General features: G+C 44.3%; 24 protein-coding genes. 19 read left to right on the top strand and 5 right to left on the bottom strand.

The window, feature by feature from the left end; translation table 11 throughout:
- Positions 1-47: 47 nt before the first annotated feature.
- The 3 genes from NSS75_RS15835 (at position 48) to NSS75_RS15825 (ending at position 1,822) form a co-directional block, all read left to right on the top strand.
- Positions 48-179 carry a hypothetical protein gene (locus NSS75_RS15835; protein WP_010335290.1) on the top strand — a complete coding sequence of 44 codons (132 nt, stop codon included), beginning with the start codon at positions 48-50 and terminating at the stop codon, positions 177-179.
- A gap of 128 nt (positions 180-307) precedes the next feature.
- On the top strand, positions 308-1,075 hold the full coding sequence (locus NSS75_RS15830) for an SDR family oxidoreductase (RefSeq protein WP_339233804.1): 768 nt from the start codon (positions 308-310) through the stop codon (positions 1,073-1,075).
- A 63-nt stretch (positions 1,076-1,138) separates the two neighbouring features.
- On the top strand, positions 1,139-1,822 hold the full coding sequence (locus NSS75_RS15825) for a metal-dependent hydrolase (protein ID WP_024122482.1): 684 nt from the start codon (positions 1,139-1,141) through the stop codon (positions 1,820-1,822).
- A gap of 76 nt (positions 1,823-1,898) precedes the next feature.
- Here the strand turns inward: NSS75_RS15825 and NSS75_RS15820 are convergent, their stop codons facing one another.
- Entirely contained in the window at positions 1,899-2,819 is a 921-nt protein-coding gene (locus NSS75_RS15820) for a LysR family transcriptional regulator (RefSeq protein ID WP_185848720.1), read from the bottom strand.
- 155 nt (positions 2,820-2,974) lie between these two features.
- Here NSS75_RS15820 and NSS75_RS15815 point away from each other — a divergent pair, with 155 nt between their 5' ends.
- The 13 genes from NSS75_RS15815 to NSS75_RS15755 all read left to right on the top strand — a co-directional run bounded on the left by NSS75_RS15815 (position 2,975) and on the right by NSS75_RS15755 (position 14,516).
- Positions 2,975-3,511: a GNAT family N-acetyltransferase gene (locus NSS75_RS15815; protein WP_024122480.1), complete on the top strand. Its 537-nt coding sequence runs from the start codon at positions 2,975-2,977 to the stop codon at positions 3,509-3,511.
- Positions 3,512-3,524: 13 nt separating this feature from the next.
- Positions 3,525-4,337, top strand: a complete 813-nt coding sequence (locus NSS75_RS15810; RefSeq protein ID WP_268497914.1) for an amino acid ABC transporter substrate-binding protein — start codon at positions 3,525-3,527, stop codon at positions 4,335-4,337.
- A gap of 21 nt (positions 4,338-4,358) precedes the next feature.
- The gene (locus NSS75_RS15805; protein ID WP_339233797.1) at positions 4,359-5,168 is read left to right on the top strand and encodes an amino acid ABC transporter substrate-binding protein; all 810 of its coding nucleotides are present in this window, start codon (positions 4,359-4,361) and stop codon (positions 5,166-5,168) included.
- Between the two features lie 21 nt (positions 5,169-5,189).
- Positions 5,190-5,909, top strand: a complete 720-nt coding sequence (locus NSS75_RS15800; protein ID WP_024122477.1) for an amino acid ABC transporter permease — start codon at positions 5,190-5,192, stop codon at positions 5,907-5,909.
- A 30-nt stretch (positions 5,910-5,939) separates the two neighbouring features.
- Complete coding sequence (locus tag NSS75_RS15795; protein ID WP_339233794.1) at positions 5,940-6,647, top strand: amino acid ABC transporter permease; 708 nt, start codon at positions 5,940-5,942, stop codon at positions 6,645-6,647.
- Positions 6,644-7,423, top strand: a complete 780-nt coding sequence (locus NSS75_RS15790; protein ID WP_024122475.1) for an amino acid ABC transporter ATP-binding protein — start codon at positions 6,644-6,646, stop codon at positions 7,421-7,423. The genes NSS75_RS15795 and NSS75_RS15790 overlap by 4 nt, the downstream gene beginning before the upstream one ends.
- On the top strand, positions 7,420-8,424 hold the full coding sequence (locus NSS75_RS15785; protein WP_339233790.1) for an LLM class flavin-dependent oxidoreductase: 1,005 nt from the start codon (positions 7,420-7,422) through the stop codon (positions 8,422-8,424). Before NSS75_RS15790 ends, NSS75_RS15785 begins: the two co-directional genes overlap by 4 nt.
- Before the next feature lie 12 nt (positions 8,425-8,436).
- Positions 8,437-8,718: a glutaredoxin family protein gene (locus NSS75_RS15780; RefSeq protein ID WP_339233787.1), complete on the top strand. Its 282-nt coding sequence runs from the start codon at positions 8,437-8,439 to the stop codon at positions 8,716-8,718.
- On the top strand, positions 8,715-10,043 hold the full coding sequence (locus NSS75_RS15775) for an LLM class flavin-dependent oxidoreductase (RefSeq protein ID WP_339233784.1): 1,329 nt from the start codon (positions 8,715-8,717) through the stop codon (positions 10,041-10,043). Before NSS75_RS15780 ends, NSS75_RS15775 begins: the two co-directional genes overlap by 4 nt.
- Before the next feature lie 28 nt (positions 10,044-10,071).
- The gene (locus NSS75_RS15770; protein WP_101863489.1) at positions 10,072-10,773 is read left to right on the top strand and encodes a riboflavin kinase; all 702 of its coding nucleotides are present in this window, start codon (positions 10,072-10,074) and stop codon (positions 10,771-10,773) included.
- Between the two features lie 22 nt (positions 10,774-10,795).
- Positions 10,796-12,013: an amidohydrolase gene (locus NSS75_RS15765; RefSeq protein WP_339233780.1), complete on the top strand. Its 1,218-nt coding sequence runs from the start codon at positions 10,796-10,798 to the stop codon at positions 12,011-12,013.
- Positions 12,014-12,086: 73 nt separating this feature from the next.
- On the top strand, positions 12,087-12,989 hold the full coding sequence (locus NSS75_RS15760) for a sulfite exporter TauE/SafE family protein (protein WP_024122469.1): 903 nt from the start codon (positions 12,087-12,089) through the stop codon (positions 12,987-12,989).
- 207 nt (positions 12,990-13,196) lie between these two features.
- Positions 13,197-14,516, top strand: a complete 1,320-nt coding sequence (locus tag NSS75_RS15755) for a CBS domain-containing protein (RefSeq protein WP_044153858.1) — start codon at positions 13,197-13,199, stop codon at positions 14,514-14,516.
- Positions 14,517-14,535: 19 nt separating this feature from the next.
- Here NSS75_RS15755 and NSS75_RS15750 read toward each other — a convergent pair whose 3' ends face one another.
- Positions 14,536-14,838 carry a YtpI family protein gene (locus NSS75_RS15750; RefSeq protein ID WP_024122467.1) on the bottom strand — a complete coding sequence of 101 codons (303 nt, stop codon included), beginning with the start codon at positions 14,836-14,838 and terminating at the stop codon, positions 14,536-14,538.
- 131 nt (positions 14,839-14,969) lie between these two features.
- Between NSS75_RS15750 and nrnA the strand changes: the two genes are divergently transcribed.
- Complete coding sequence (gene nrnA, locus NSS75_RS15745) at positions 14,970-15,911, top strand: bifunctional oligoribonuclease/PAP phosphatase NrnA (protein WP_024122466.1); 942 nt, start codon at positions 14,970-14,972, stop codon at positions 15,909-15,911.
- A 17-nt stretch (positions 15,912-15,928) separates the two neighbouring features.
- On the opposite strand, the gene NSS75_RS15740 is transcribed toward nrnA, so the two are convergent.
- From NSS75_RS15740 to ytrH, 3 genes are all read right to left on the bottom strand, one after another.
- Positions 15,929-16,120 carry a hypothetical protein gene (locus NSS75_RS15740; RefSeq protein ID WP_010335284.1) on the bottom strand — a complete coding sequence of 64 codons (192 nt, stop codon included), beginning with the start codon at positions 16,118-16,120 and terminating at the stop codon, positions 15,929-15,931.
- A gap of 100 nt (positions 16,121-16,220) precedes the next feature.
- Positions 16,221-16,724 carry a sporulation membrane protein YtrI gene (gene ytrI, locus NSS75_RS15735; protein WP_024122465.1) on the bottom strand — a complete coding sequence of 168 codons (504 nt, stop codon included), beginning with the start codon at positions 16,722-16,724 and terminating at the stop codon, positions 16,221-16,223.
- A complete protein-coding gene (ytrH, locus tag NSS75_RS15730; RefSeq protein WP_024122464.1) occupies positions 16,721-17,062 on the bottom strand; it encodes a sporulation membrane protein YtrH in 342 nt (113 codons plus the stop codon). The genes ytrI and ytrH overlap by 4 nt, the downstream gene beginning before the upstream one ends.
- A gap of 140 nt (positions 17,063-17,202) precedes the next feature.
- Here ytrH and dnaE point away from each other — a divergent pair, with 140 nt between their 5' ends.
- Complete coding sequence (dnaE, locus tag NSS75_RS15725) at positions 17,203-20,550, top strand: DNA polymerase III subunit alpha (RefSeq protein WP_339233776.1); 3,348 nt, start codon at positions 17,203-17,205, stop codon at positions 20,548-20,550.
- A gap of 136 nt (positions 20,551-20,686) precedes the next feature.
- A complete protein-coding gene (gene maeB / locus NSS75_RS15720; RefSeq protein WP_095714225.1) occupies positions 20,687-21,919 on the top strand; it encodes an NADP-dependent malic enzyme in 1,233 nt (410 codons plus the stop codon).
- The last annotated feature ends 226 nt before the right edge of the window (positions 21,920-22,145 follow it).

Raw genomic sequence — 22,145 nt, 5'->3', positions numbered from 1 at the left:
CCCGTCATTATAGCCAACCTACCCCTATAACGATGGGAGGCAGAAGGATGAAAAAAGAACCGGAACGCTATATTTATGATGAACAAGAAAGCCAGGAGACAACAAGGCTCATTTCCGAAGCATATCAAAGCGGTTATGTGGATATCCCGGATCAAGAGCCTTCATCTTCTGCGGAATAAGCTGTCTATTATAGGCAGCTTTTTTTGTATGGCAAAGTGTAAAAAGTGATATTGCCGGCCTTTTATAGTAAAGTAGAAGAAGAAACACTTTATTGAAAAGCGGCGACGTTGCTTTGGGAGGTATTCATGTGCGACATGCTTTAATTACTGCCGGTTCGAAGGGATTAGGCCGCAAAGTGACTGAAACATTGCTTGCAAAGGGGTATTCAGTAACAGTGAATTACAGGCAGGATGAAGAGGCAGTAAACCGCCTGAAGGAAGCCTGTCCTGATTACCTTGACCGGCTGCAATTTGTAAAAGGTGATGTCACCAAAAAAGAAGATTTGCTGCGCATCGCAGACGCTGCCTTGGACCGCTTCGGGAGAATCGACTTTTTGATTAACAACGCGGGGCCATACATATTTGAACGAAAAAAGTTAGCTGATTATACCGATGACGAATGGTACGGTATGCTGGAAGGGAATTTAAGCGCCGTCTTTCACTTATTCAAAGCAGTTATTCCGGTCATGAGAAAACAGCAATTCGGGCGTATCATCACGTACGGATTTCAAGGCGCGGCACACGCACCCGGCTGGCTTCACCGCTCCGCTTTCGGCGCCGCAAAAGTGGGATTGGCTTCTTTAACAAAAACAATTGCGATAGAAGAAGCTGAATCGGGCATAACCGCTAATATGGTTTGCCCGGGCGACATTGTCGGCGACATGAAGGAAGCGTCAATTGAGGAAGCCAGACAGCGTATCGGTAAAGAAAAAACGCCGATAGGAAGATCCGGCACCGGAGAAGATATCGCCAGAATCATTACCTTTTTGTGCGAAGAGAACTCAGACCTGGTGACAGGAACTGTAATTGAAGCAACCGGGGGCCTCAATGTGATTAACAAGAATCAATCCACATAAGTTTTTCAGCATCTTAAAAAGGGAAAATGAAAACATCAAAAACAAAGTGACGAGGTGAAGGAAATGAAAGTAACGTATCACGGACATTCTGTAGTTGCAGTAGAAACGAATGACCACCATATTTTATTTGACCCGTTTTTGACAGGAAATTCGTTAACCGACTTGAAGCCGGAGGATGCAAAAGCGGACGCTATCTTATTGACTCACGGCCACAATGACCACGTGGGCGACACTGAGCAAATCGCAAAGCAAAATAACGCGCTGGTTGTGGCACCGAATGAGCTGGCTGTATATTTGGGATGGAAAGGGTTAAATGTTCACCCTATGCACATCGGCGGCTCCCATCAGTTTGATTTTGGGAAAGTGAAGCTTACACAGGCCTTTCATGGATCTGCCATCACTGACGAAGAAAATAAAACGATCACCTACACAGGCATGCCATCCGGTATTCTGCTGACTGTTGAAGGCAAAACGATCTTCCACGCCGGCGATACGGCTCTTTTCTCTGACATGAAGCTGATCGGGGAGCTGAACCATATTGATCTTGCCTTCCTGCCGATCGGTGACAACTTTACGATGGGGCCTGAAGACGCCAAACTAGCTGCAGAATGGCTGCGGGCAAAACAAGTTGTACCGGTTCATTACAATACATTCCCGGTCATCGAGCAAGACCCGGAAGCATTTGCAGACAGCCTGCCGGGCGGAGTCGGAAAAGTCATGGCCGTCGGTGAATCGATTGAGCTTTAAACGCTGAAAGCATCTCCTGAAAATCAGGAGATGCTTTTTATTTTTCGTGCGGAATGACCGTTGTCATTTCTGCCATTTATAATTCGGAACTGACCGCAGCTTTCAGCTCTTGGCTGCGCTGATGGAAGCAGTTGTTAATTCGATCAATTAAGTCCTTTGTCGCGCTGTCAAAATGTTTTTCTTTTCTGTTTGTCAAAAGCCCTATAGGCGGTGATATGTCTAGATTGATAATGGGGATGACTTTTGTGCCTTTCAGCGGTTTAGAATGTGCCGTACTGGTGAAGATTGAAATACCAATGTTTTCTCGCACGTAATATTCATGTGCCATGCTACTTGTGAGCTCCATTTTCTTGTAATGATTACTAAATGCCTTATGCAAGTGCTGTTCAATTTGAATACGAATGGGGCAATTGGCAGGCGTAAATATAAAACATTCGCCTTCTAAATCAGATAAATGAACAGCTTTTTTCTCAGCGAGCCGATGACGATCAGATACAATTAAATTTAAAGTGTCATAAAAAAACGGTTTGTAATAATTTTCAAGAATCAGTTCCGGTTCGCCGCAGACTGCAAAGTCAATAGTGCCGTCTAAGAGCTTTTGGCTGCAGGTATTGGCGTCATCTACGTTTACATTAACCGTTATCTTTGGATAATCATTTAAGAAATCCCTCAGAATATCAGGAAATATGAAGCTTGCAGTCGGCTCTGAAATGCCTACATTGATAATGCCGGCATCCCCTTCCTTTAAGTCGGAAAGAGTGTGCGTAAGCGCCTCGTATTGAGTTAAAAGATCCCCTGTTTTTTCGAAAAAGAGTCTTCCGGCTTTTGTCAGCTGCAGGTGTTTTCCCCGTTCAAACAATTGCACGCCTAAATCCTGCTCTAATTGCTTCATGCGCATCGATATTGTCGGCTGTGAATAGTTTAATATTTCCGCAGCCTTATAGAAGCTTCCGAATGTAACAATCGTATGAAACGTTTTAATTGAGCGAAACTCCAATGTGCTTCTCCCCCTGTCTTTTCATCATTACATTTTCTGAACTCAAGGATTATTTTTTTTGATTAGTCAAACATGAAAGTATGCTTTATAGTATAAACAATAAAAGCTTAGTAAACAAATAGGAATTGTATATTTTGTGGAGGAGAGTGCTCAAAATGAGTGAGGATATTTTTCGATTGGCAACTGTTGAAGATGCACCGGAGTTTTTAAAACTGGTTAACAGCGCCTTTCAGCCAATTCGGCAGCTGGATATTGATTGGCCTTCCACAAGAGCTGACATACATATGGTGTCAGAAAATATCAAAAATCATTCAGCAGTTGTGCTGGAGCGGGACGGGAAGCTCATCTCAACAATTACCATCCGGTTTCCATGGGAGAATGAAGCGCCCCCTTCAAAATATCCATTTGTATGGTGGTTTGCAACGCTGCCGGAATATAAAGGGAAAGGCGTCGGCAGTAAGCTGCTGACGTATGTTGAGGAAAAAGTGCTGCGGGATATGCTGAAGGCACCGGCGCTGACGCTCGGCACCTCGGCGCGCAAGCATCCTTGGCTCGTCGATATGTACAGAAGGAGGGGGTATGAAGTGTATTTTGAGCAGGAGAAAGATGGGGATATAGGTGTCATGATGCATAAGGTTCTGATTCCGGAACGATTTGAGCCGTCGCTTTTAGGCACCCCCAGCTGGGCATAATGAGAGGCAGCCTATGAATAAGCGAATGAGAATAGCTTTTCTGCTGTCGGTGTTTGGATTACTGGCTGGATGCGGACAGGAAACAAACGGGAAAACGGATAGTCAGGCTCAAACGATTATTGTCGGCACTGGGACAGATTTTCCGAATATTGCATTTTTAAATGAAAAAGGCGATTTGACCGGGTACGACATTGAAGTGATGAAAGCCATCGATAAACAATTGCCTCAATATACCTTCGAATTTAAGACGATGGATTTCTCAAATCTTCTGACGAGTCTTGGAAATAAAAAAATTGATGTGATCGCCCACAATATGGCCAAAAACAAAGAGCGCGAAAAACGTTTTTTGTATCATAAAGTGCCGTATAACTATTCGCCGATGTATATCACCGTGAGAGAGGATAATAACAAGATTCATACATTAAAAGATTTACACGGAAAAACAGTCATTGTCGGTGCCACATCAAATGCAGCGGATTATATCACGTCGTACAATAAAGCTCACGGCAATCCGATTCATCTGAAATACGCGGGGCAGGGAAGCAATGACACGGCCAATCAAATTGAAACCGGCCGTGCCGACGCAACCATATCCACACCGTTTGCGGTCGACTTTCAAAATAAAACGCACGCTTTCCGTCAAAGGACAGTCGGTGATGTGTTATTGGATACTGAGGTATATTTCATGTTCAATAAAGGCAGTCAAACCTTAGCTGATGATACGGATCAAGCCATTAAAAAGCTGGAGAAAAACGGAACGTTAAAAAGGCTGAGTCAAAAATGGCTCGGCGCAGATTACTCAAAATCAAGTTTTAAAAATAAATGAAGCTGAAAATGAGGCGATAAGATGAGGACAACAGCAGCTGTCATGACAATATTGTTTGCCGTTACAACAGTCCTTTCGGCTTGCGGCGGCAGCCAAACAACGGGGGCTGGAGAAAAGAAGGTGCAGACGATTACGGTCGGAACCGGGACCCAATTTCCGAATATTTGCTTTATTAATGATGATGGCGATTTGACCGGTTATGATGTCGAGCTGGTCAAAGAGATTGATAAGCGTCTGCCGAATTATAAATTCACTTTCAAAACGATGGAATTTTCCAACCTGCTTGTCAGTCTCGGCCAGCATAAAGTCGATATCGTGGCACATCAAATGGAGAAAAGCGAAGAGCGTGAAAAAAAGTTTCTCTTTAACGAGGTCGCCTACAATCATTTCCCTTTAAAAATAACCGTCCTTCAAGATAACGATACCATTCACGGGATTGAAGATTTAAAAGGGAAACGGGTCATTACAAGCGCAACCTCAAACGGCGCGCTTGTGTTGAAAAAATGGAATGAGAAACATGGCGACCCATTCGAGATTGCCTATGCGGGCCAAGGTTCAAACGATGCCGCGAACCAGCTGCAGTCAGGCCGTGCCGACGCGACAATCTCAACGCCTTTTGCAGTGGATTTTCAAAACAAAACGAGCGCGATAAAAGAAAAAACGGTCGGTGATGCGCTCTCCAATGCCAAAGTGTATTTTATGTTTAACAAAAATGAACAAACGTTACGTAAAAACATTGACAAAGCATTACAGGAAATCATTGATGACGGAACACTGAAAGAGCTCAGTTTAAAATGGCTGAGCGACGATTATTCCAAGGAACAGTATTGAGTATAAAGAGAGGGAGCCGTGATGGAAAAAGCGTTTGATATCAGCATGATTGCAGATTTTGTACCGACCTTAATCGGCTATCTGCCGGTTACATTATACATTTTAACGCTGTCATTGCTATTCGGGTTTGTATTGGGGCTCTTTTTAGCGCTGCCCCGCATCTATAACTTTCCTATTGTAAATCAATTTGCAAGAGTGTATATCTCGTTTTTCAGAGGTACACCTGTTATGGTGCAGCTTTTTATCGTGTTTTATGGCATACCGGCGCTGACGGGGGTGATAGGGATTGATACATCAAAAATGGATCCGTTTTATGCCGCTGTTGCAACATACGCGTTAAGCAATGCCGCAGCAGCAGCTGAAATCATTCGAGCAGGGGCGGGCAGTGTTGATAAAGGCCAAACGGAAGCGGCGTACAGTATTGGTCTCAGCGGAAGGCAGGCTTTCAGGCGCATCGTTCTGCCTCAGGCCTTTGTGCAGGCTTTTCCGAATATGGGAAACATGGTGATCAGTTCTTTAAAAGATACGTCTCTTGCTTTTTCAATAGGTGTGATGGATATGTCGGGAAGGGGCCAAACACTGATTACCTCAAGCAATCATTCTCTTGAAGTGTACATTGCGCTATCCGTTGTTTATTATGCCGTAGCAGTTTTATTCGAAAGGTTCTTTACATTGGCCGAAAAACGAATCAAGAAGGATCAAAAACGACTTGTTACCGTTTTTGACATGAACATACATTGAAATATGTACGGGGACTAGGAGGGGAGAAGAGTGCAATTTGACTTTCCATTTATTGCTTCCGCCATGAAAGAAATGATAAAAACCATTCCGCTGACATTGATGATGGCTGTTTTGCCGATCATTCTCGGATTTCTTGCGGCACTTGGAAATATAATGGTCAGAATTTTTAGAATAAAGGGATTGGCGGCTTGTTCAAGGCTTTATGTGTCATTTTTTCGGAGTACACCTGCCATTCTCCATATTATGCTGATTTATTTAGGCGTGCCGCCGATTGTGGATCGTGTCAGCAGCTTTTTTCATCTCGGCTGGTCCGCCAATGAGATTCCGGTCGCCGTGTTTGTGGTCATGGCTTTGTCTTTAACTGCTGGTGCTTATTTAACAGAAATTATCCGGTCGGGCATCTTGGCAATGGATACCGGACAGGTCGAAGCGGCCTATTCAATCGGCCTGACGCACGGTCAAACCTTTCGTCGAGTGATATTGCCGCAGGCGCTGATGGTTTCAATCCCTAACTTCACAAATTTAGGCATCGGGTTTTTGCATACGACCTCTATTGCAGCTATAATGGCTGTTCCTGAAATAACAGGGACAGCGACTATCGTTGCTTCTGATAATTATGCATTTTTGGAAGCCTTTATCGGAGCGGCGATTATCTATTGGGTGCTGACTCTTATGATGGAAACCGTAAATGGAATATTTGAGAGGAAGGCATCCAGATTTCAAGGAGGCACTTTATGATTGAGATTAAAAATATTCATAAGCGTTTTGGCATGCACCAGGTATTAAGAGGAATAAATCTGACTGTGCACAAAGGAGAAGTTGTGACAATTATCGGTCCAAGCGGGTCAGGGAAAACCACCTTTTTACGCTGCCTTAATTTATTAGAAAGGCCGGACGAAGGGATCATCTCTTTACATGACAAAGTGATTAATTGCAGTTTTCCGACAAAAAAAGACACTCGCTGGCTCAGAAAACAGACAGCAATGGTATTTCAGCAATATCATTTGTTTACTCACAAAACGGTGATTGAAAATGTCATGGAGGGTTTGACGGTCGCCCGGAAAATGAGAAAACAAGACGCGTATGCCATAGCAGAGAACGAGCTGATAAAGGTTGGGCTTCAAGACAAATTGAACGCTTATCCGAGTCAATTATCGGGAGGGCAAAAACAAAGGGTTGGAATAGCGAGGGCGCTTGCCATTAATCCTGATGTGCTGCTGTTCGATGAGCCGACAGCTGCGCTTGACCCAGAGCTGGTCGGCGAAGTTCTTGAGGTCATGCTCGATATTGTGAGGACCGGAGCCACTATGATCATTGTTACACATGAAATGGAGTTTGCGAAAAGGGTTTCAGATCAAGTTGTTTTTATGGATGAGGGCGTCATTGTTGAACAAGGAACTCCGGATGAAGTCTTCCGCCATACGAAAAAAGAAAGAACAAAGCGGTTTCTCCGCCGTGTTTCGCCGGAGTATTTATATGAAATAAAAGAACACATAAAGGAGCCGGTGATATGATCCGCTTAAGTATATTAGACCAAAGTCTGGCAGGTGAAGGAGAAACCGCAGCCGATACATTACAGCATACGGTGAAGTTGGCGCAGATGGCTGAAGAGTATGGATATTACCGTTTTTGGGTCGCTGAACATCACAACAATAGTGATATTGCCGGCTCCGCTCCTGAAGTTCTTTTAGGGTATCTTGCCGCAAGCACAAAGACCATACGTTTAGCATCCGGCGGCGTGATGCTGCAGCATTATAGCCCATACAAAGTGGCGGAGCAGTTTCATCTATTGTCTGCATTAGCTCCCGGACGCATTGACCTTGGAGTAGGCAAAGCGCCCGGCGGTTTTCGGCTGTCGACAGACGCTCTGCAATATGAATATGTAAAACCGGCGCGCAAGTTTGAAGAAAAGCTGGAGGATCTCACTCATTTCATTCGGGATGATTTTCCAGATGCCCACTGTTTTGCGCAACTGCGGCCGGCACCGCAGGCTGAACACAGGCCGGGACTTTTTCTGCTGGGGGGAAGCACAGAGAGCGCAATTTCAGCTGCAAAACTGGGAATATCTTTTGTCTTTGCTTACTTTATTAACGGTGAAGAGAAAGTGCTAAAAGAAGCCCGCCGAGCCTTTGACACGCATCTGCCAGCAGGCTCTGAAGCGGAATTTCACCTTGCTCCCGCTGTTTTTGCGGCGCGTACAAAGGAAGAGGCACAAAAACATATTGAGTCGCGTGAATCGATAAAAGTGATTTTGCAAGATGGGAGGAGAGTGAATGTCGGTACCCGCGAACAAGCCGAAGCCTATCTTGAGAACGTCAGCCAGCCCTATGACATCATCGTCCAAAAAACCGGGGTGATTGCCGGAACGAAGGAAGAAGCGGCGGACGAATTAAAACGTTTATCAGACACATACAGAGTTAACGATTTTGTCATTTTTTCACCGATCAAAAATGCAGACGAAAAACGGCTGTCTTATCAGCTGCTGAGTGATGCAGTTCTAGCCGCAAAACAATAAGGGGGATAAAACATGAGCGATTTTGTCAACGTTGTGGTTTGGAGTAAGAAAGGCTGTACATATTGCGAAGAAGTCAAAAATTATTTACATGAAAAAGCAATAGCATTTCAAAATATCGATGTTTCGGAGAAGGAAGAGCTGAGAGACATTTTACAGGTGAAATACGGAGTACGCCACGTTCCTGTGGTAGAAGTTGGCGGCGGTAATCGTTATGAAGGGATTACTGAAATTGGTATTAAAAATCTTGAGCTTGCACTTGCCAATTACGCTCAGATAAAGGAGGAAAAAAGGTGACGCGAAGAAATGATATTCAGTTTGGAGCCATTATTCATGGGGTTGGGGGAACAACTGACGGCTGGCGTCACCCTGAAGTCGATCCTTCCGCAAGTACAAACGTGGAATTTTACAAGCAAAAGGCTCAAACAGCTGAAAAAGGCTTGTTCAGTTTCATTTTCATTGCAGACGGCTTATTTATTTCTGAAAAATCAATTCCCCATTTTTTAAATCGATTTGAACCCATCACCATATTATCGGCGCTTGCGTCCGTCACAAAAAACATTGGTTTAGTAGGTACGTTCTCTACTTCTTTTACTGAGCCATTTACGATTTCAAGGCAGTTAATGTCGCTGGACCACATCAGCGGGGGGAGGGCTGGCTGGAATCTGGTTACTTCTCCGCAGGAAGGAGCTGCACGCAATCATAGCAGAACCAGACTGCCAGAACACACCGAGCGTTACGTTATTGCTCAAGAGCATTTGGATGTTGTGCGTGGTTTGTGGAATTCCTGGGAGAAGGACGCATTTATACACAATAAAGAAACAGGGCAGTTTTTTGATCCGGCAAAGCTTCATCGTCTGAATCACAAAGGAGAATATTTTCAAGTAGAGGGGCCTTTAAATATCGGGCGCTCAAATCAGGGAGAGCCTGTCGTGTTTCAAGCGGGTTCTTCAGAAACAGGCCGTCAATTTGCGGCCAAAAATGCAGATGCGATTTTTACCCATTCCAATTCATTAGGCGAGACAATCGCATTTTATGCGGATATTAAAAAGCGGGCTGCCGCTCAAGGGCGCGACCCTTCCAGCGTGCTGATTTTTCCGGGAATCAGCCCGATTGTGGCAGATACGGAAGAAGAAGCAGAGAAGAAATACCGGGAATTTGCAAAATTGATTCCGATTGAGAATGCAGTTACTTATTTGGGGAGATTTTTTGATGATTACGATCTGAGTGTGTTCCCGCTTGATGAACCGTTTCCCGATATTGGCGAAGTTGGAAAGAATGCTTTTCAAAGCACAACAGATCGAATTAAGAGAGAAGCGAAAGCCAGAAACATGACACTACGGGAAGTGGCGCGGGAAATGGCTTTTCCAAGGACTCCATTCATCGGTACACCAGAGCAGGTCGCCTCCTTGCTTGAGACTTGGTTCAAAGCCGAAGCTGCTGACGGTTTTATCATCGGGTCGGATATCCCGGGAACACTTGATGCCTTTGTAGAAAAAGTGATTCCGATTCTTCAAGAAAGAGGGCTGTACCGCAGAGACTATAACGGCGGGACATTGCGGGAAAATCTTGGGCTTGATACTTCGGTTCATCATCCTTTTGTACATTCATCAAATCATTAATAGGAGAAGCGGGAGGAGGATGACTTTTTTGGCAATCATTGCAGGTACGGTTGTGAAAGGAAAACAGTTGGGCAGAAAATTAGGATTTCCCACAGCAAATATAGAAACCGAAATAAACGGGCTTCCTAACGGTGTTTACGGGGTTCTGGCGGCGATCAATCAGCAATTTTATTTAGGGGTTATGAATATCGGAGTGAAACCAACGATTGGTCCTAATCTGAAAAAAACCATTGAGATTTTTTTGATTCACTTTGATAGGGAGATCTACGGAGAACATATGGAATGCAGCATTCTCTTTAAAATAAGAGATGAAAGAAGGTTTTATTCTTTGGAGTCACTAAAAGAGCAAATCAAAAAGGATATTTCATACGCTTCCAAACGCTTTGAACGTATGGGAATTGCATCTCAAAATAAAGAAAGCCTGCTCTCACACCCTGAGTTAAATCTTCCGGACCTCAGCTTTTACAAGAAGTGTAACAGTTTATACGGGATCAACCGCGGTGTATACAATGTGATTGACAATTGGTTTTTTGAGTATGGTATTACACAAGTTGCATATCGGCGTATATATATTTTATCTTTTTTAAGCTTTTTGCAGGCAGAGAATGAGAACCCTCCCAGTAAGTGTGTAAAATTTGGGCCGGGCGGTCTTGCATTTAAATTGAGCCGTTTTATTACTGCTTATATTGAAGAGACTGGAGATCTTGTGATGTTAAAGGCAGATAGGTAAAGAGCTGAAAGGAGGAGAAAACATGCCTTTAGATTATTGGAGAAATATAGAAGGGGCATACCCATATCAGACAGCAAAAACAATTGAAGATGATAGCGAGCATAATCCATTGAATCTCTTATCGCTTGAAAAAGAGCTCATCGCAATACGCCGGCATCTGCACCAATACCCCGAGCTGTCAAAAGAAGAATTTGAAACAACCGATTTTATTGCAAAATGTCTTGGAGAAAAGGGCATACCAATTCGTCCTACATCATTAAAAACAGGTGTATTCGCAGATATAGCAGGGGAGTCAGAAGGTCCGGCCATTGCTTTGAGGGCTGATATTGACGCGCTGCCAATCGAAGAAAAAACAGGGTTGCCCTATGCATCTAAAAAGAAAGGAATCATGCACGCGTGCGGCCATGATTTTCACACGGCAGCGCTTCTTGGTGCGGCCTTTTTGCTAAAGGAAAATCAAGATAGCCTGAAAGGAAAGGTTCGTTTGTTATTCCAGCCGGCTGAGGAATCAGGCGCAGGCGCTGCAAAAGTGATAGCGGATGGCCAATTGGATGGCATTGAAGCAGTTATCGGTCTTCACAACAAACCCGATATACCGGTTGGCGCTGTAGGGTTAAAAACAGGCCCTCTTATGGCTGCTGTTGACCGATTTAAAGTAACGATACAAGGAAAAGGCGCTCATGCAGCATTGCCGCATAATGGTTTTGATCCTATTGTCGGCGCCTCTCAGATTATCGTCGCCCTGCAAACGATTGTAAGCAGAAATGTAAATCCGCTAAAAAGCGCGATTGTAACTGTAGCGAAAATCGAAGGCGGCAGCACATGGAACGTCATCCCCGATACAGCGGTGATCGAAGGTACTGTTCGAACATTTGATTCAGAGGTTCGGGAACAAGTGAAGCAGCGTTTTCTGTCTGTTGCAGAGCAGATTTCTTCTGCTTTTTCTTTGAAGGCGAATGTGAAGTGGATTTCCGGACCGCCGCCGCTTTGTAATGATACAGCAATAACTGAAATCGCAAAAGCTGCTGCTCATAAAGCACAGCTTCAGGTCATTTCACCCGACCCATCCACTGCCGGGGAGGATTTTGCTTACTATTTGGAGCATATTCCCGGATCCTTTGCTTTTTTTGGAACAGGCGGTGATCATGATTGGCATCACCCGGCATTTACAATTGATGAAACTGCCATTATAAAAGCCTCTTATTTTTTATATGAAAGCGCTAGAAGATTATTAGGATAATGAACGCAGGAATGAAGAGTCAGAGATGGTTTGCTTTGAGAAAATATTTGATTGATACAGACGAGGTGTGCTGATGAAGAAATTAATTGTTTTTGCATTTATAGGCTTGTTATCGCAGTTAATAGACGGTTCGTTAGGTATGGCTTATGGTGTTACCTCAACTTCGCTGTTATTAGCTTTCAGCATAACGCCTGCTGTTGCTTCGGCTTCTGTCCATTTAGCGGAAGTCGTCACGACTGCCGCATCAGGAGTGTCACATATTAAATTTGGAAATGTTGACAAACAAACTGTTTATCAGCTTGTCATTCCCGGTTCAATAGGGGCTTTTTTAGGCGCTGCATTTCTCAGCCATTTACCCGGAGATGTGGCGAAACCCTATATTTCTTTGTTTCTGCTCCTGCTGGGCGGATATGTATTGATAAGATTTTTATTTCAATACAAGCCTGCACTTGAGAAAAAACATGTGCCGTTAAGCAGAAAACAATCCATTCCCTTAGGGGTGATCGCCGGTTTTGCAGATGCCACAGGAGGAGGTGGCTGGGGCCCCGTCACCACGCCGATTTTATTATCCCGAAAAGGCCTGAGTCCGAGGAAAGTAGTAGGAACTGTAGATACTAGTGAGTTTGCCATCGCAGTATCTGCAACTGTCGGTTTTCTTGTTTCATTGGGATGGGAGGATGTCAATTGGTTATGGGTGTGTTCGTTAATGGCTGGCGGAATTATCGCGGCCCCTATCGCAGCATGGCTCGTACAGAAATTTCACCCGCAATTGATGGGTGTGCTTGTAGGAGGATTTATTATATTAGTAAATGCGAGAACATTGATAAATGAATGGATTGAAAACACAGCTGTTTATCCATTTATCTATACGGCGATAGGAGCAATATGGCTGTTTGCTGTTTTATTTGTTTTATCTAAAATAGGGAATAAAAAGATTGTAAAAGCAGCAGTTGACATCAATATAAAAGAAAAATAAAGACATTGTTTTTATAGATGTGAAAGGAATCACGAAGGCCAGGCGCTTGCGGGAAGTCTGAATGATGGATTCGTTCTTCAGCACCCAACAGAACACTGCGCTGTAAGAAGCCGGGCAGGCTTCCTTTTTATTTTCCTGCCTCATTGCGAATCAATCATCCGAGCCCTTATAATAAAAGCAGAAGACTGTCCCTTAGAGGTGAAAGGTTTGGCAACTAAGCATGAACAAATTTTAACATATATTGATTCGCTGCCTGTCGGTGAAAAAATTTCTGTGCGGAGAATCGCAAAGGAAATGAAAGTAAGTGAAGGCACGGCGTACAGAGCGATCAAGGAAGCAGAGAATAAAGGCTTTGTCAGTACGATTGAACGTGTCGGAACAATCAGAATTGAACAAAAGAAAAAAGAAAATATCGAAAAGCTTACATATGCAGAGGTTGTAAACGTCATAGACGGACAAGTGCTCGGAGGCCGGGCCGGACTCCATAAGACATTAAATAAATTTGTCATAGGCGCAATGGAGCTGGATGCGATGATGCGGTACACGGCAGCCGGAAATCTTTTGATTGTCGGAAATCGAATCAATGCACACAGACAGGCGCTTGAGGCAGGCGCCGCTGTACTTGTAACGGGCGGATTTAACACAGATGACAGCATCGTGCAGCTGGCAGACGAGCTTGAGCTGCCGATTTTATCCACGAGCTATGACACCTTTACAGTCGCCGCTATGATTAACCGGGCGATTTATGACCAGCTGATCAAAAAAGAAATCGTTCTGGTGGAGGACATTTTAACGCCCGCTGACCGTACGATATATCTTTCACCCAAGGATAAACTTGAAAAATGGTACGAGAAAAATTTTGAAACGGGCCATGGGCGCTTCCCGGTTGTCGACGAACAAATGAAAATCCACGGGATCTTGACTTCGAAAGATATCGCAGGTCACGACCGGAATGCACCCATTGAAAAAGTCATGACAAAAAATCCGGTTACGGTTATTGGAAAAACGTCTGTCGCCTCAGCGGCGCAAATGATGGTATGGGAAGGGATCGAAGTGCTTCCCGTCACTGACGGACACCAAAAACTGATTGGCATGATCAGCCGCCAAGACGTGCTGAAAGCTCTTCAAATGATTCAAAAGCAGCCTCAAGTCGGGGAAAAGCTTGATGATATCGTCTCAAGAGGATTTAAAGATGAGGATGAGGATAAACAGGATCAGACGGTTTATCAGTATGAAGTAACACCGCAAATGACAAATCAGCTGGGGACGATTTCTTATGGCGTGTTTACGACCATTTTGACGCAAGCAGCCAATCGGTTTTTGCGCTCGAAAAAACGCGGCGAACTAGTGATAGAAAGCATCACCATTTTCTTTTTGAAGCCTGTGCAGATGGAGTCGGTCATCGAAGTCAAGCCGCGCATTTTAGAGGCTGGAAGAAAGTTCGGAAAAATGGAAGTTGAAGTGCACAGCCAAGGCCATATCGTGTCTAAAGCAATGCTGATGGTTCAGCTGATGGAAAGAAGCTAAGGGACGTCTCAGGCGCCCCTTACGCGTGATCTCTTTCAGCTTCTTTGGCGTGAAGGGGATTGTAATGGCTGTAGGCTTTATAACCTGCCCATGCGCTTCCGGCTCCGATGACGATAAAGATGCCGCCGATTACTAACGTTAATACTGAATGGAATAATATCATTTGATTGAGTCCGTAAAACAGCACCAGCGATCCTAATGCCATGCTAGATTTTGCTGAAAAGATTTCTTTTTCCAAAGATTGCTTTGCCCGTACGCCTTTTACTTTATAGTACACATAAAAGCAGGCTGAAAGCCCAATCAAAAAAACAAGAACCAGCATAAATGAAATCCTCCATCGTAAAAGTTTACAAACCCATTCTATACAAAAACGGGCTTGGTTTTGACGTTATTTTTCTTTTCCGTCGGCAGAGAATGTGATTTAATGAAAAAAAAACAATAAAGGAGTATCAAATGAAAACTGAATTGATCAGAACCATATCATTATATGACACGATTATCTTACATAGACATGTGCGCCCTGACCCGGATGCCTACGGATCTCAGTGCGGACTTACGGAAATCCTGCGTGAAACGTATCCTGAAAAAAATATTTTTGCGGTCGGCACGCCAGAACCGTCCCTCTCTTTCTTATATACCCTCGATGAGGTGGACGATGAAACATATAAAGGCGCCCTTGTGATCGTCTGCGATACGGCAAATCAGGAAAGAATCGACGATCAGCGTTATTTATCAGGCGCCAAACTAATGAAAATCGACCACCATCCGAACGAAGATCCTTACGGCGATCTTCTGTGGGTCGATACGAATGCAAGCTCAGTAAGTGAAATGATTTACGAGCTGTATTTAGAAGGAAAAGAGCACGGCTGGAAGCTGAATACAAAAGCCGCAAAGCTGATCTATGCCGGCATTGTCAGTGATACCGGACGCTTCTTATTTCCCAATACAACGGAAAAAACATTAAAATATGCAGGCGAGCTTATTAAGTATCCGTTCTCTTCTTCAGAGCTGTTTAATCAATTGTATGAAACAAAACTGAATGTGGTGAAGCTTAACGGCTATATCTTTCAAAATGTGTCTTTGTCTGAAAATGGCGCTGCTTCTGTTTTCATCAAAAAGGATACTCTTGAAAGGTTCGGCACAACGGCTTCTGAAGCGTCGCAGCTTGTCGGGACGCTTGGAAATATCTCAGGTATTCGCGCATGGGTGTTTTTCATAGAAGAAGACGATCAAATCAGAGTCAGATTCCGTTCAAAGGGGCCTGTTATTAACGGACTCGCCCGGAAATATAACGGCGGAGGGCATCCTCTGGCTTCAGGCGCCTCCATTTACAGCTGGGATAAAGCGGAACAGATTTTAGCTGATCTGGAGACGTTATGTAAAGAACACAAGTAGAGGGGAGACCCTCTCTCTTAGTGTTCATCTGTGACGGGGATGAACCAGCAGCCGAACTCAGTAAGGTCCTCGTAGACTTGGAGATTGTGAGATTGAAGTTCTTTTTTGATGAGGGAAGCGAGTGAGTTTGTTTCGGCATATGCAGAAAAACCTTGTCTGAGTCGGGCTGCTTGATCTTTTGCTAACTGACGGTCACTGTAAACCTCCATTTCCCTTCCTCCTCCTTTCGCTATTAAGCCTCATTTATAGTTTATAAAAAAGAATGGGAAAAAGCGACAGGAGTTTGAAAAATTTAAAAAAATTCCATATTTACGTCGCGAATGATATTTCGATTTCTACCGAAAGCCTTGTGTAAATAATTAATTCCTTGACGGCTGCCTCATATTTTTTTTCATTGATCGTATAGACTTTATTTTCAATTGTCCGTTTTAAAAGCTCCTTCGTTTTATAGACGCTTTCTATATCCTTTGTAATGACCTCTGAAATATCATCCTTTACATGCTCCTCGAATTTTGTTTTATCAGGCTGCGAGATTTTATATTTTTCTCCATTCAGCAATTTGACATCGACGCTTTGAATAAGCAGTTTTCTTTTATTGTCTTCATTTAGTTTGTGGAGGTCTTCCTGATAGATGGAAATTTGGTCGTTCAAGTCTTTGACGTGCTCTTTTTGTTTTTCGATGAGGGAAACCTGCTCCTCCTGGAATGTTCCGTATGTAAACAGGAAAAAAAACCAGCTGATCACGGCTCCGCACATCATACCTGCAAAAAAACGCTGCCATCCCGGTTTCTTGTAATGCTGCGGCACTCTCATGAAGAAATATGCTCCTGCGTCAGCCATGAAATAATAAGCCAGCCGCTTTGCGCCCCGCCCATGGCCGAGATAATGAGAAGAATCTGCTTGAATAAATCTCTCGTATTGCCTTCAAGAATACCCCGTTCAAAGCTGTATACCGCATCGAATGTACCGCCGATAGCGGCGACCAGCGCCCATATTTTTAATCTGTTCGCAAGCTTTGTAATAACCGTAAGCGGGGCTTCGCCTGCCAAATATGCTCCAAGGCCTCCGATGAGTGCGCCTCCGATCAGCACCCCTAATGCTATAAAATAACTGTTGATAAAATTTACCATAAAACCAGCTTCCTGATCCATCTTGATCACCTCACCTTTTATATCATATTGAGCATTCGGGACAAGTATGATGACGACTCGAAAAAGAACGTTTGTTTCTTTTGAAAACCCGACTTATAATGAAGAAAGAAATGGATCGTAATGGAGAAAGAGGTGATAGCATGTCTTTTGTTCACCTGCAAGTGCATAGCGGGTACAGCCTGCTAAACAGCGCCGCGGCTGTGGAAGAGCTCGTCAGTGAAGCTGACAGGCTCGGATATGCGTCTTTGGCGCTGACAGATGATCATGTCATGTACGGAGCTATACAATTTTATAAAGCATGCAAGGCGAGGGGGATCAACCCGATTATCGGCTTGACGGCTTCTGTTTTCACAGATGATGACGAGCTCGAAGCCTACCCTCTCGTCCTGCTGGCAAAATCAAATACAGGCTATCAAAACCTGCTGAAAATCAGCAGCGTCCTGCAATCGAAATCAAAAAACGGCCTGAAGCCAAAATGGCTTAACAGCTATCGCGAAGGCATTATTGCGATCACCCCCGGCGAGAAGGGCTATATTGAAATGCTGCTTGAAGGAGGGCTGTTTGACCAGGCCGCTCAAGCCGCACTTCATTTTCAGTCTATATTCGGAAAAGGCGCTTTTTATTTATCCTTTCAGCTGTTTAAAGAAAATAAATTCTTATCTGAGCAAATCCTCCGGCTGTCTGAAGAAACGGGAATTCCGGTCACGGCGACAGGCGATGTTCATTATGTAAGGAAAGAAGATCAGGCTGCCTATCGCTGTTTGAAAGCGATAAAGTCAGGTGAAAAACTCACTGAGGCATCAAACGAAGAGATGCCGGATCTCGACTTGAAATCCATTGATGAAATGCGTGTTATATACCAAGAGTATCCTGAGGCATTGCAAGCATCTGTTGAGATTGCAGAACAATGCCGGGTTGACGTCAGTCTGGGACAGACCCGCCTGCCATCATTTCCGACTCCAGACGGTACATCCGCGGATGATTATTTGACGGATGTTTGTATGACAGGGCTTCGCAGCCGCTTCGATACACCAGATGAACAGTATATTCGACGTCTTCAATATGAACTTGATGTCATCAAGCGGATGAAGTTCAGCGATTATTTTCTGATCGTATGGGATTTTATGAAGCACGCCCATGAAAAAGGGATTGTGACAGGACCGGGAAGGGGTTCTGCGGCGGGATCGCTCGTGGCTTATGTCCTCTATATCACGGACGTTGATCCGATCAAGCATCACCTGCTGTTTGAAAGGTTTTTAAACCCTGAACGAATCAGTATGCCGGATATTGATATCGACTTTCCGGATACGAGAAGGGACGAGGTCATTCAATACGTTCAGCAGAAATACGGCGCAATGCACGTCGCCCAGATTATTACCTTCGGGACGCTGGCGGCAAAAGCGGCGCTTCGGGACGTCGGAAGGGTATTCGGTGTAAGCCCGAAGGAAGCGGATCAGCTTGCGAAGCTCATTCCTTCAAGGCCGGGCATGACCTTGGATGATGCGAGAAAGCAATCGCCGGAGCTGAATAAGCGACTCAGTGAGTCAAGTCTGCTTCAGCAAGTGTTTACGATTGCCAGAAAAATAGAAGGTCTTCCGAGACATACGTCAACCCACGCGGCCGGCGTTGTCTTAAGTGAGGAACCGTTAACTGATGTTGTCCCGCTTCAGGAAGGACATGAAGGGATCTATTTAACGCAATACGCGATGGATCACCTCGAAGATCTGGGCCTTTTGAAAATGGATTTCTTGGGCTTGCGCAACCTGACACTCATCGAGTCCATCACTTCAATGATTGAAAAAGAAAAAAATATTAAAATAGATCTTTCGAGTATTTCTTATCAAGACGAAAAAACATTCTCCCTGCTGTCAAAAGGGGATACGACAGGGATTTTTCAGCTTGAATCCTCAGGAATGAGAAGCGTTTTGAAAAGGCTTAAGCCTTCAGGATTAGAAGATATTGTCGCGGTAAACGCACTGTACCGGCCCGGCCCGATGGAAAATATTCCGTTATTTATCGACCGTAAACACGGGCGCGTGCCGGTTCATTATCCCCATGAAGATTTAAGAGGGATATTGGAAGACACGTATGGCGTCATCGTTTATCAGGAGCAAATTATGGTGATTGCTTCGCGTATGGCAGGATTTTCTTTAGGCGAGGCGGACCTGCTCAGACGTGCAGTCAGCAAAAAAAAGAAAGACATTCTTGACCGAGAGCGAAGCCATTTTGTTGAAGGGTGCTTAAAAAAGGAGTATTCTGTAGACACTGCAAATGAAGTCTACGATTTAATCGTCAAATTCGCAAACTATGGCTTCAACAGAAGCCATGCGGTGGCATACAGCATGATCGGCTGCCAGCTTGCGTATTTGAAGGCTCATTATCCTTTATATTTTATGTGCGGATTGCTTACAAGCGTCATTGGCAATGAGGATAAAATAGCTCAATATCTTTACGAAGCGAAGGGGAGCGGGATTCGTATCCTTCCTCCGTCAGTGAACAAAAGCAGCTATCCGTTTACAGTTGAAGACGGAGCTGTCAGGTACAGCCTCCGTGCGATAAAAAGTGTAGGCGTCTCAGCAGTCAAAGATATATATAAAGCAAGAAAAGAGAAACCATTTGAAGATCTTTTCGATTTCTGCTTTCGCGTGCCGTCAAAAAGCGTAAATCGCAAAACGCTTGAAGCACTCATATTTTCTGGTGCAATGGACGAATTCGATCAAAACCGGGCTACGCTGCTCGCATCGATTGACGTTGCGTTAGAGCATGCCGAGCTATTCGCCGCGGACGATGACCAAATGGGATTGTTTTTAGAAGAATCGTTTTCCATTAAACCGAAGTACGTGGAAACCGAGGAGCTTCCGCTTGTGGATATTCTTGCATTTGAAAAAGAAACGCTCGGTATTTATTTTTCAAATCATCCGCTCTCTGCCTTTCGAAACCAGCTGACAGCGCGAGGAGCGGTACCCATTCAGCAAGCTCAGCAGGCTGTTAAAAAGCAGGTTTCACTCGGTGTCCTGCTGTCGAAAATCAAAACGATTCGGACAAAAACAGGTCAAAACATGGCGTTTTTAACGTTAAGTGATGAGACCGGCGAAATGGAAGCCGTTGTGTTCCCTGAACAATTCAGACAGCTTTCTCCGGTTTTAAGAGAGGGCGCTCTATTGTTTACAGCAGGGAAATGTGAAATCAGGCAGGAAAAAGTCCAGTTTATTATGTCCAGAGCGGAATTGCTGGAAAATATGAATGCTGAAAAAGCGCCATCGGTTTATATGAAGATAGAAAGCAGTCAGCACAGTCAGGAGATCCTGACAAAGATCAAGCGCATTTTGCTGGAGCATAAGGGGGAAACCGGCGTTTATCTCTATTATGAAAGGCAAAAACAGACGATAAAGCTTCCTGAGGCGTTCCATATCGATGCGGATCACCAGGTGTTATACCGCTTAAAAGAGCTGTTAGGTCAAAAAAACGTCGTTTTAAAACAGTGGTAACCATTCGCTTTTTGTTATACAATTGGAGCAATTATGTTACTCTGTTTAAATATTCTGATAGATCAACTCCGCAGAATGCAGCAATCAATGCAGCAGCATACGAATCAAAAAATTCCATTAAGGAGTGTTTAGGAGAATGTCATTAAGAGAAGAAGCATTACATCTGCATAAAGTGAACCAGGGGAAGCTCGAATCCAAATCTAAAGTAGAGGTTAAAAATGCGAAAGATTTAAGCCTTGCTTATTCCCCGGGTGTAGCAGAACCATGTAAGGATATTCATGAAGACATTAATAAAGTATATGATTATACAATGAAGGGGAACATGGTAGCAGTTGTGACAGACGGTACAGCTGTGCTCGGCCTTGGAAATATCGGCCCTGAAGCCGCACTTCCTGTTATGGAAGGTAAAGCCGTTCTTTTCAAAAGCTTTGCCGGCGTAGACGCGTTCCCGATTGCTTTGGGCACAAATGATGTTGATAAAATCATTGAAACCGTTAAATTGCTTGAACCGACATTTGGCGGTGTCAACCTTGAAGATATCGCGGCGCCAAACTGCTTCATCATTGAAGAGCGTCTGAAAAAAGAAACGAACATCCCGGTTTTCCATGACGATCAGCACGGCACAGCGATTGTCACAGTAGCTGGTCTTGTAAACGCGCTGAAATTGTCTGGAAAATCCATGTCTTCCATTAAAGTTGTGGCTAACGGCGCCGGTGCTGCAGGTATTGCGATCATTAAGCTTCTTTACCATTTCGGCGTGCGCGACATCGTGATGTGCGATTCAAAAGGAGCCATTTATGAAGGGCGTCCGAACGGTATGAACGATGTTAAAAACGAAGTGGCGAAATTCACAAACCAAGACCGTAAAGACGGCTCTTTGGAGGATGTGATCGCTGGTGCTGACGTATTTATCGGTGTGTCTGTCGAAGGTGCGCTAACAAAAGAAATGGTACAAAGCATGGCGAAAGATCCGATCATTTTCGCAATGGCAAACCCGAATCCGGAAATTATGCCGGAAGATGCGCGTGAAGCTGGAGCAAGCGTTATCGGAACAGGCCGTTCAGATTTCCCGAACCAAGTAAACAATGTGCTTGCCTTCCCGGGAATTTTCCGTGGAGCGCTTGACGTGCGCGCTACTCACATTAACGAAGAAATGAAGATTGCAGCGGTTGAAGCCATTGCTTCACTAGTATCAGACGATGAGCTTAGCCCAGAGTACGTCATCCCTGCACCGTTTGATAAACGTGTTGCGCCTGCTGTGGCTAAGGCTGTGGCGAAAGCGGCGATGGAAACAGGTGTGGCAAGAATTACTGTAGATCCTGAAGAAGTTGCAGAAAAAACCAGAAAACTTACGATTATTGGCGAATAATTTTAATTCATTCCAAAAATGGCAGCGCGTTGGCGGAGACCGGCGCGCTGTTCTCAAGTTAAACTTGCGGCTGAAATTTTTTTGGGGTCAGGACTTAAAAAAATTTCAGCCGAGTTTAACATGAGTTTTGAATACGTTACCAACCTTGCTGGTTCAACGATTTATTAGGTTTATCATGAGTCTGTCCGCACGCGTCTGCGGATAAAAAGTTGTCGAATTGAGGATG

The sequence above is a fragment of the Bacillus sp. FSL K6-1012 genome, from assembly GCF_037964915.1.
GTDB classification, from domain to species: domain Bacteria; phylum Bacillota; class Bacilli; order Bacillales; family Bacillaceae; genus Bacillus; species Bacillus halotolerans.
The sequence above is the reverse complement of the archived record's forward strand: the minus strand, read 5'-3'. Positions and strand labels throughout refer to the sequence as shown.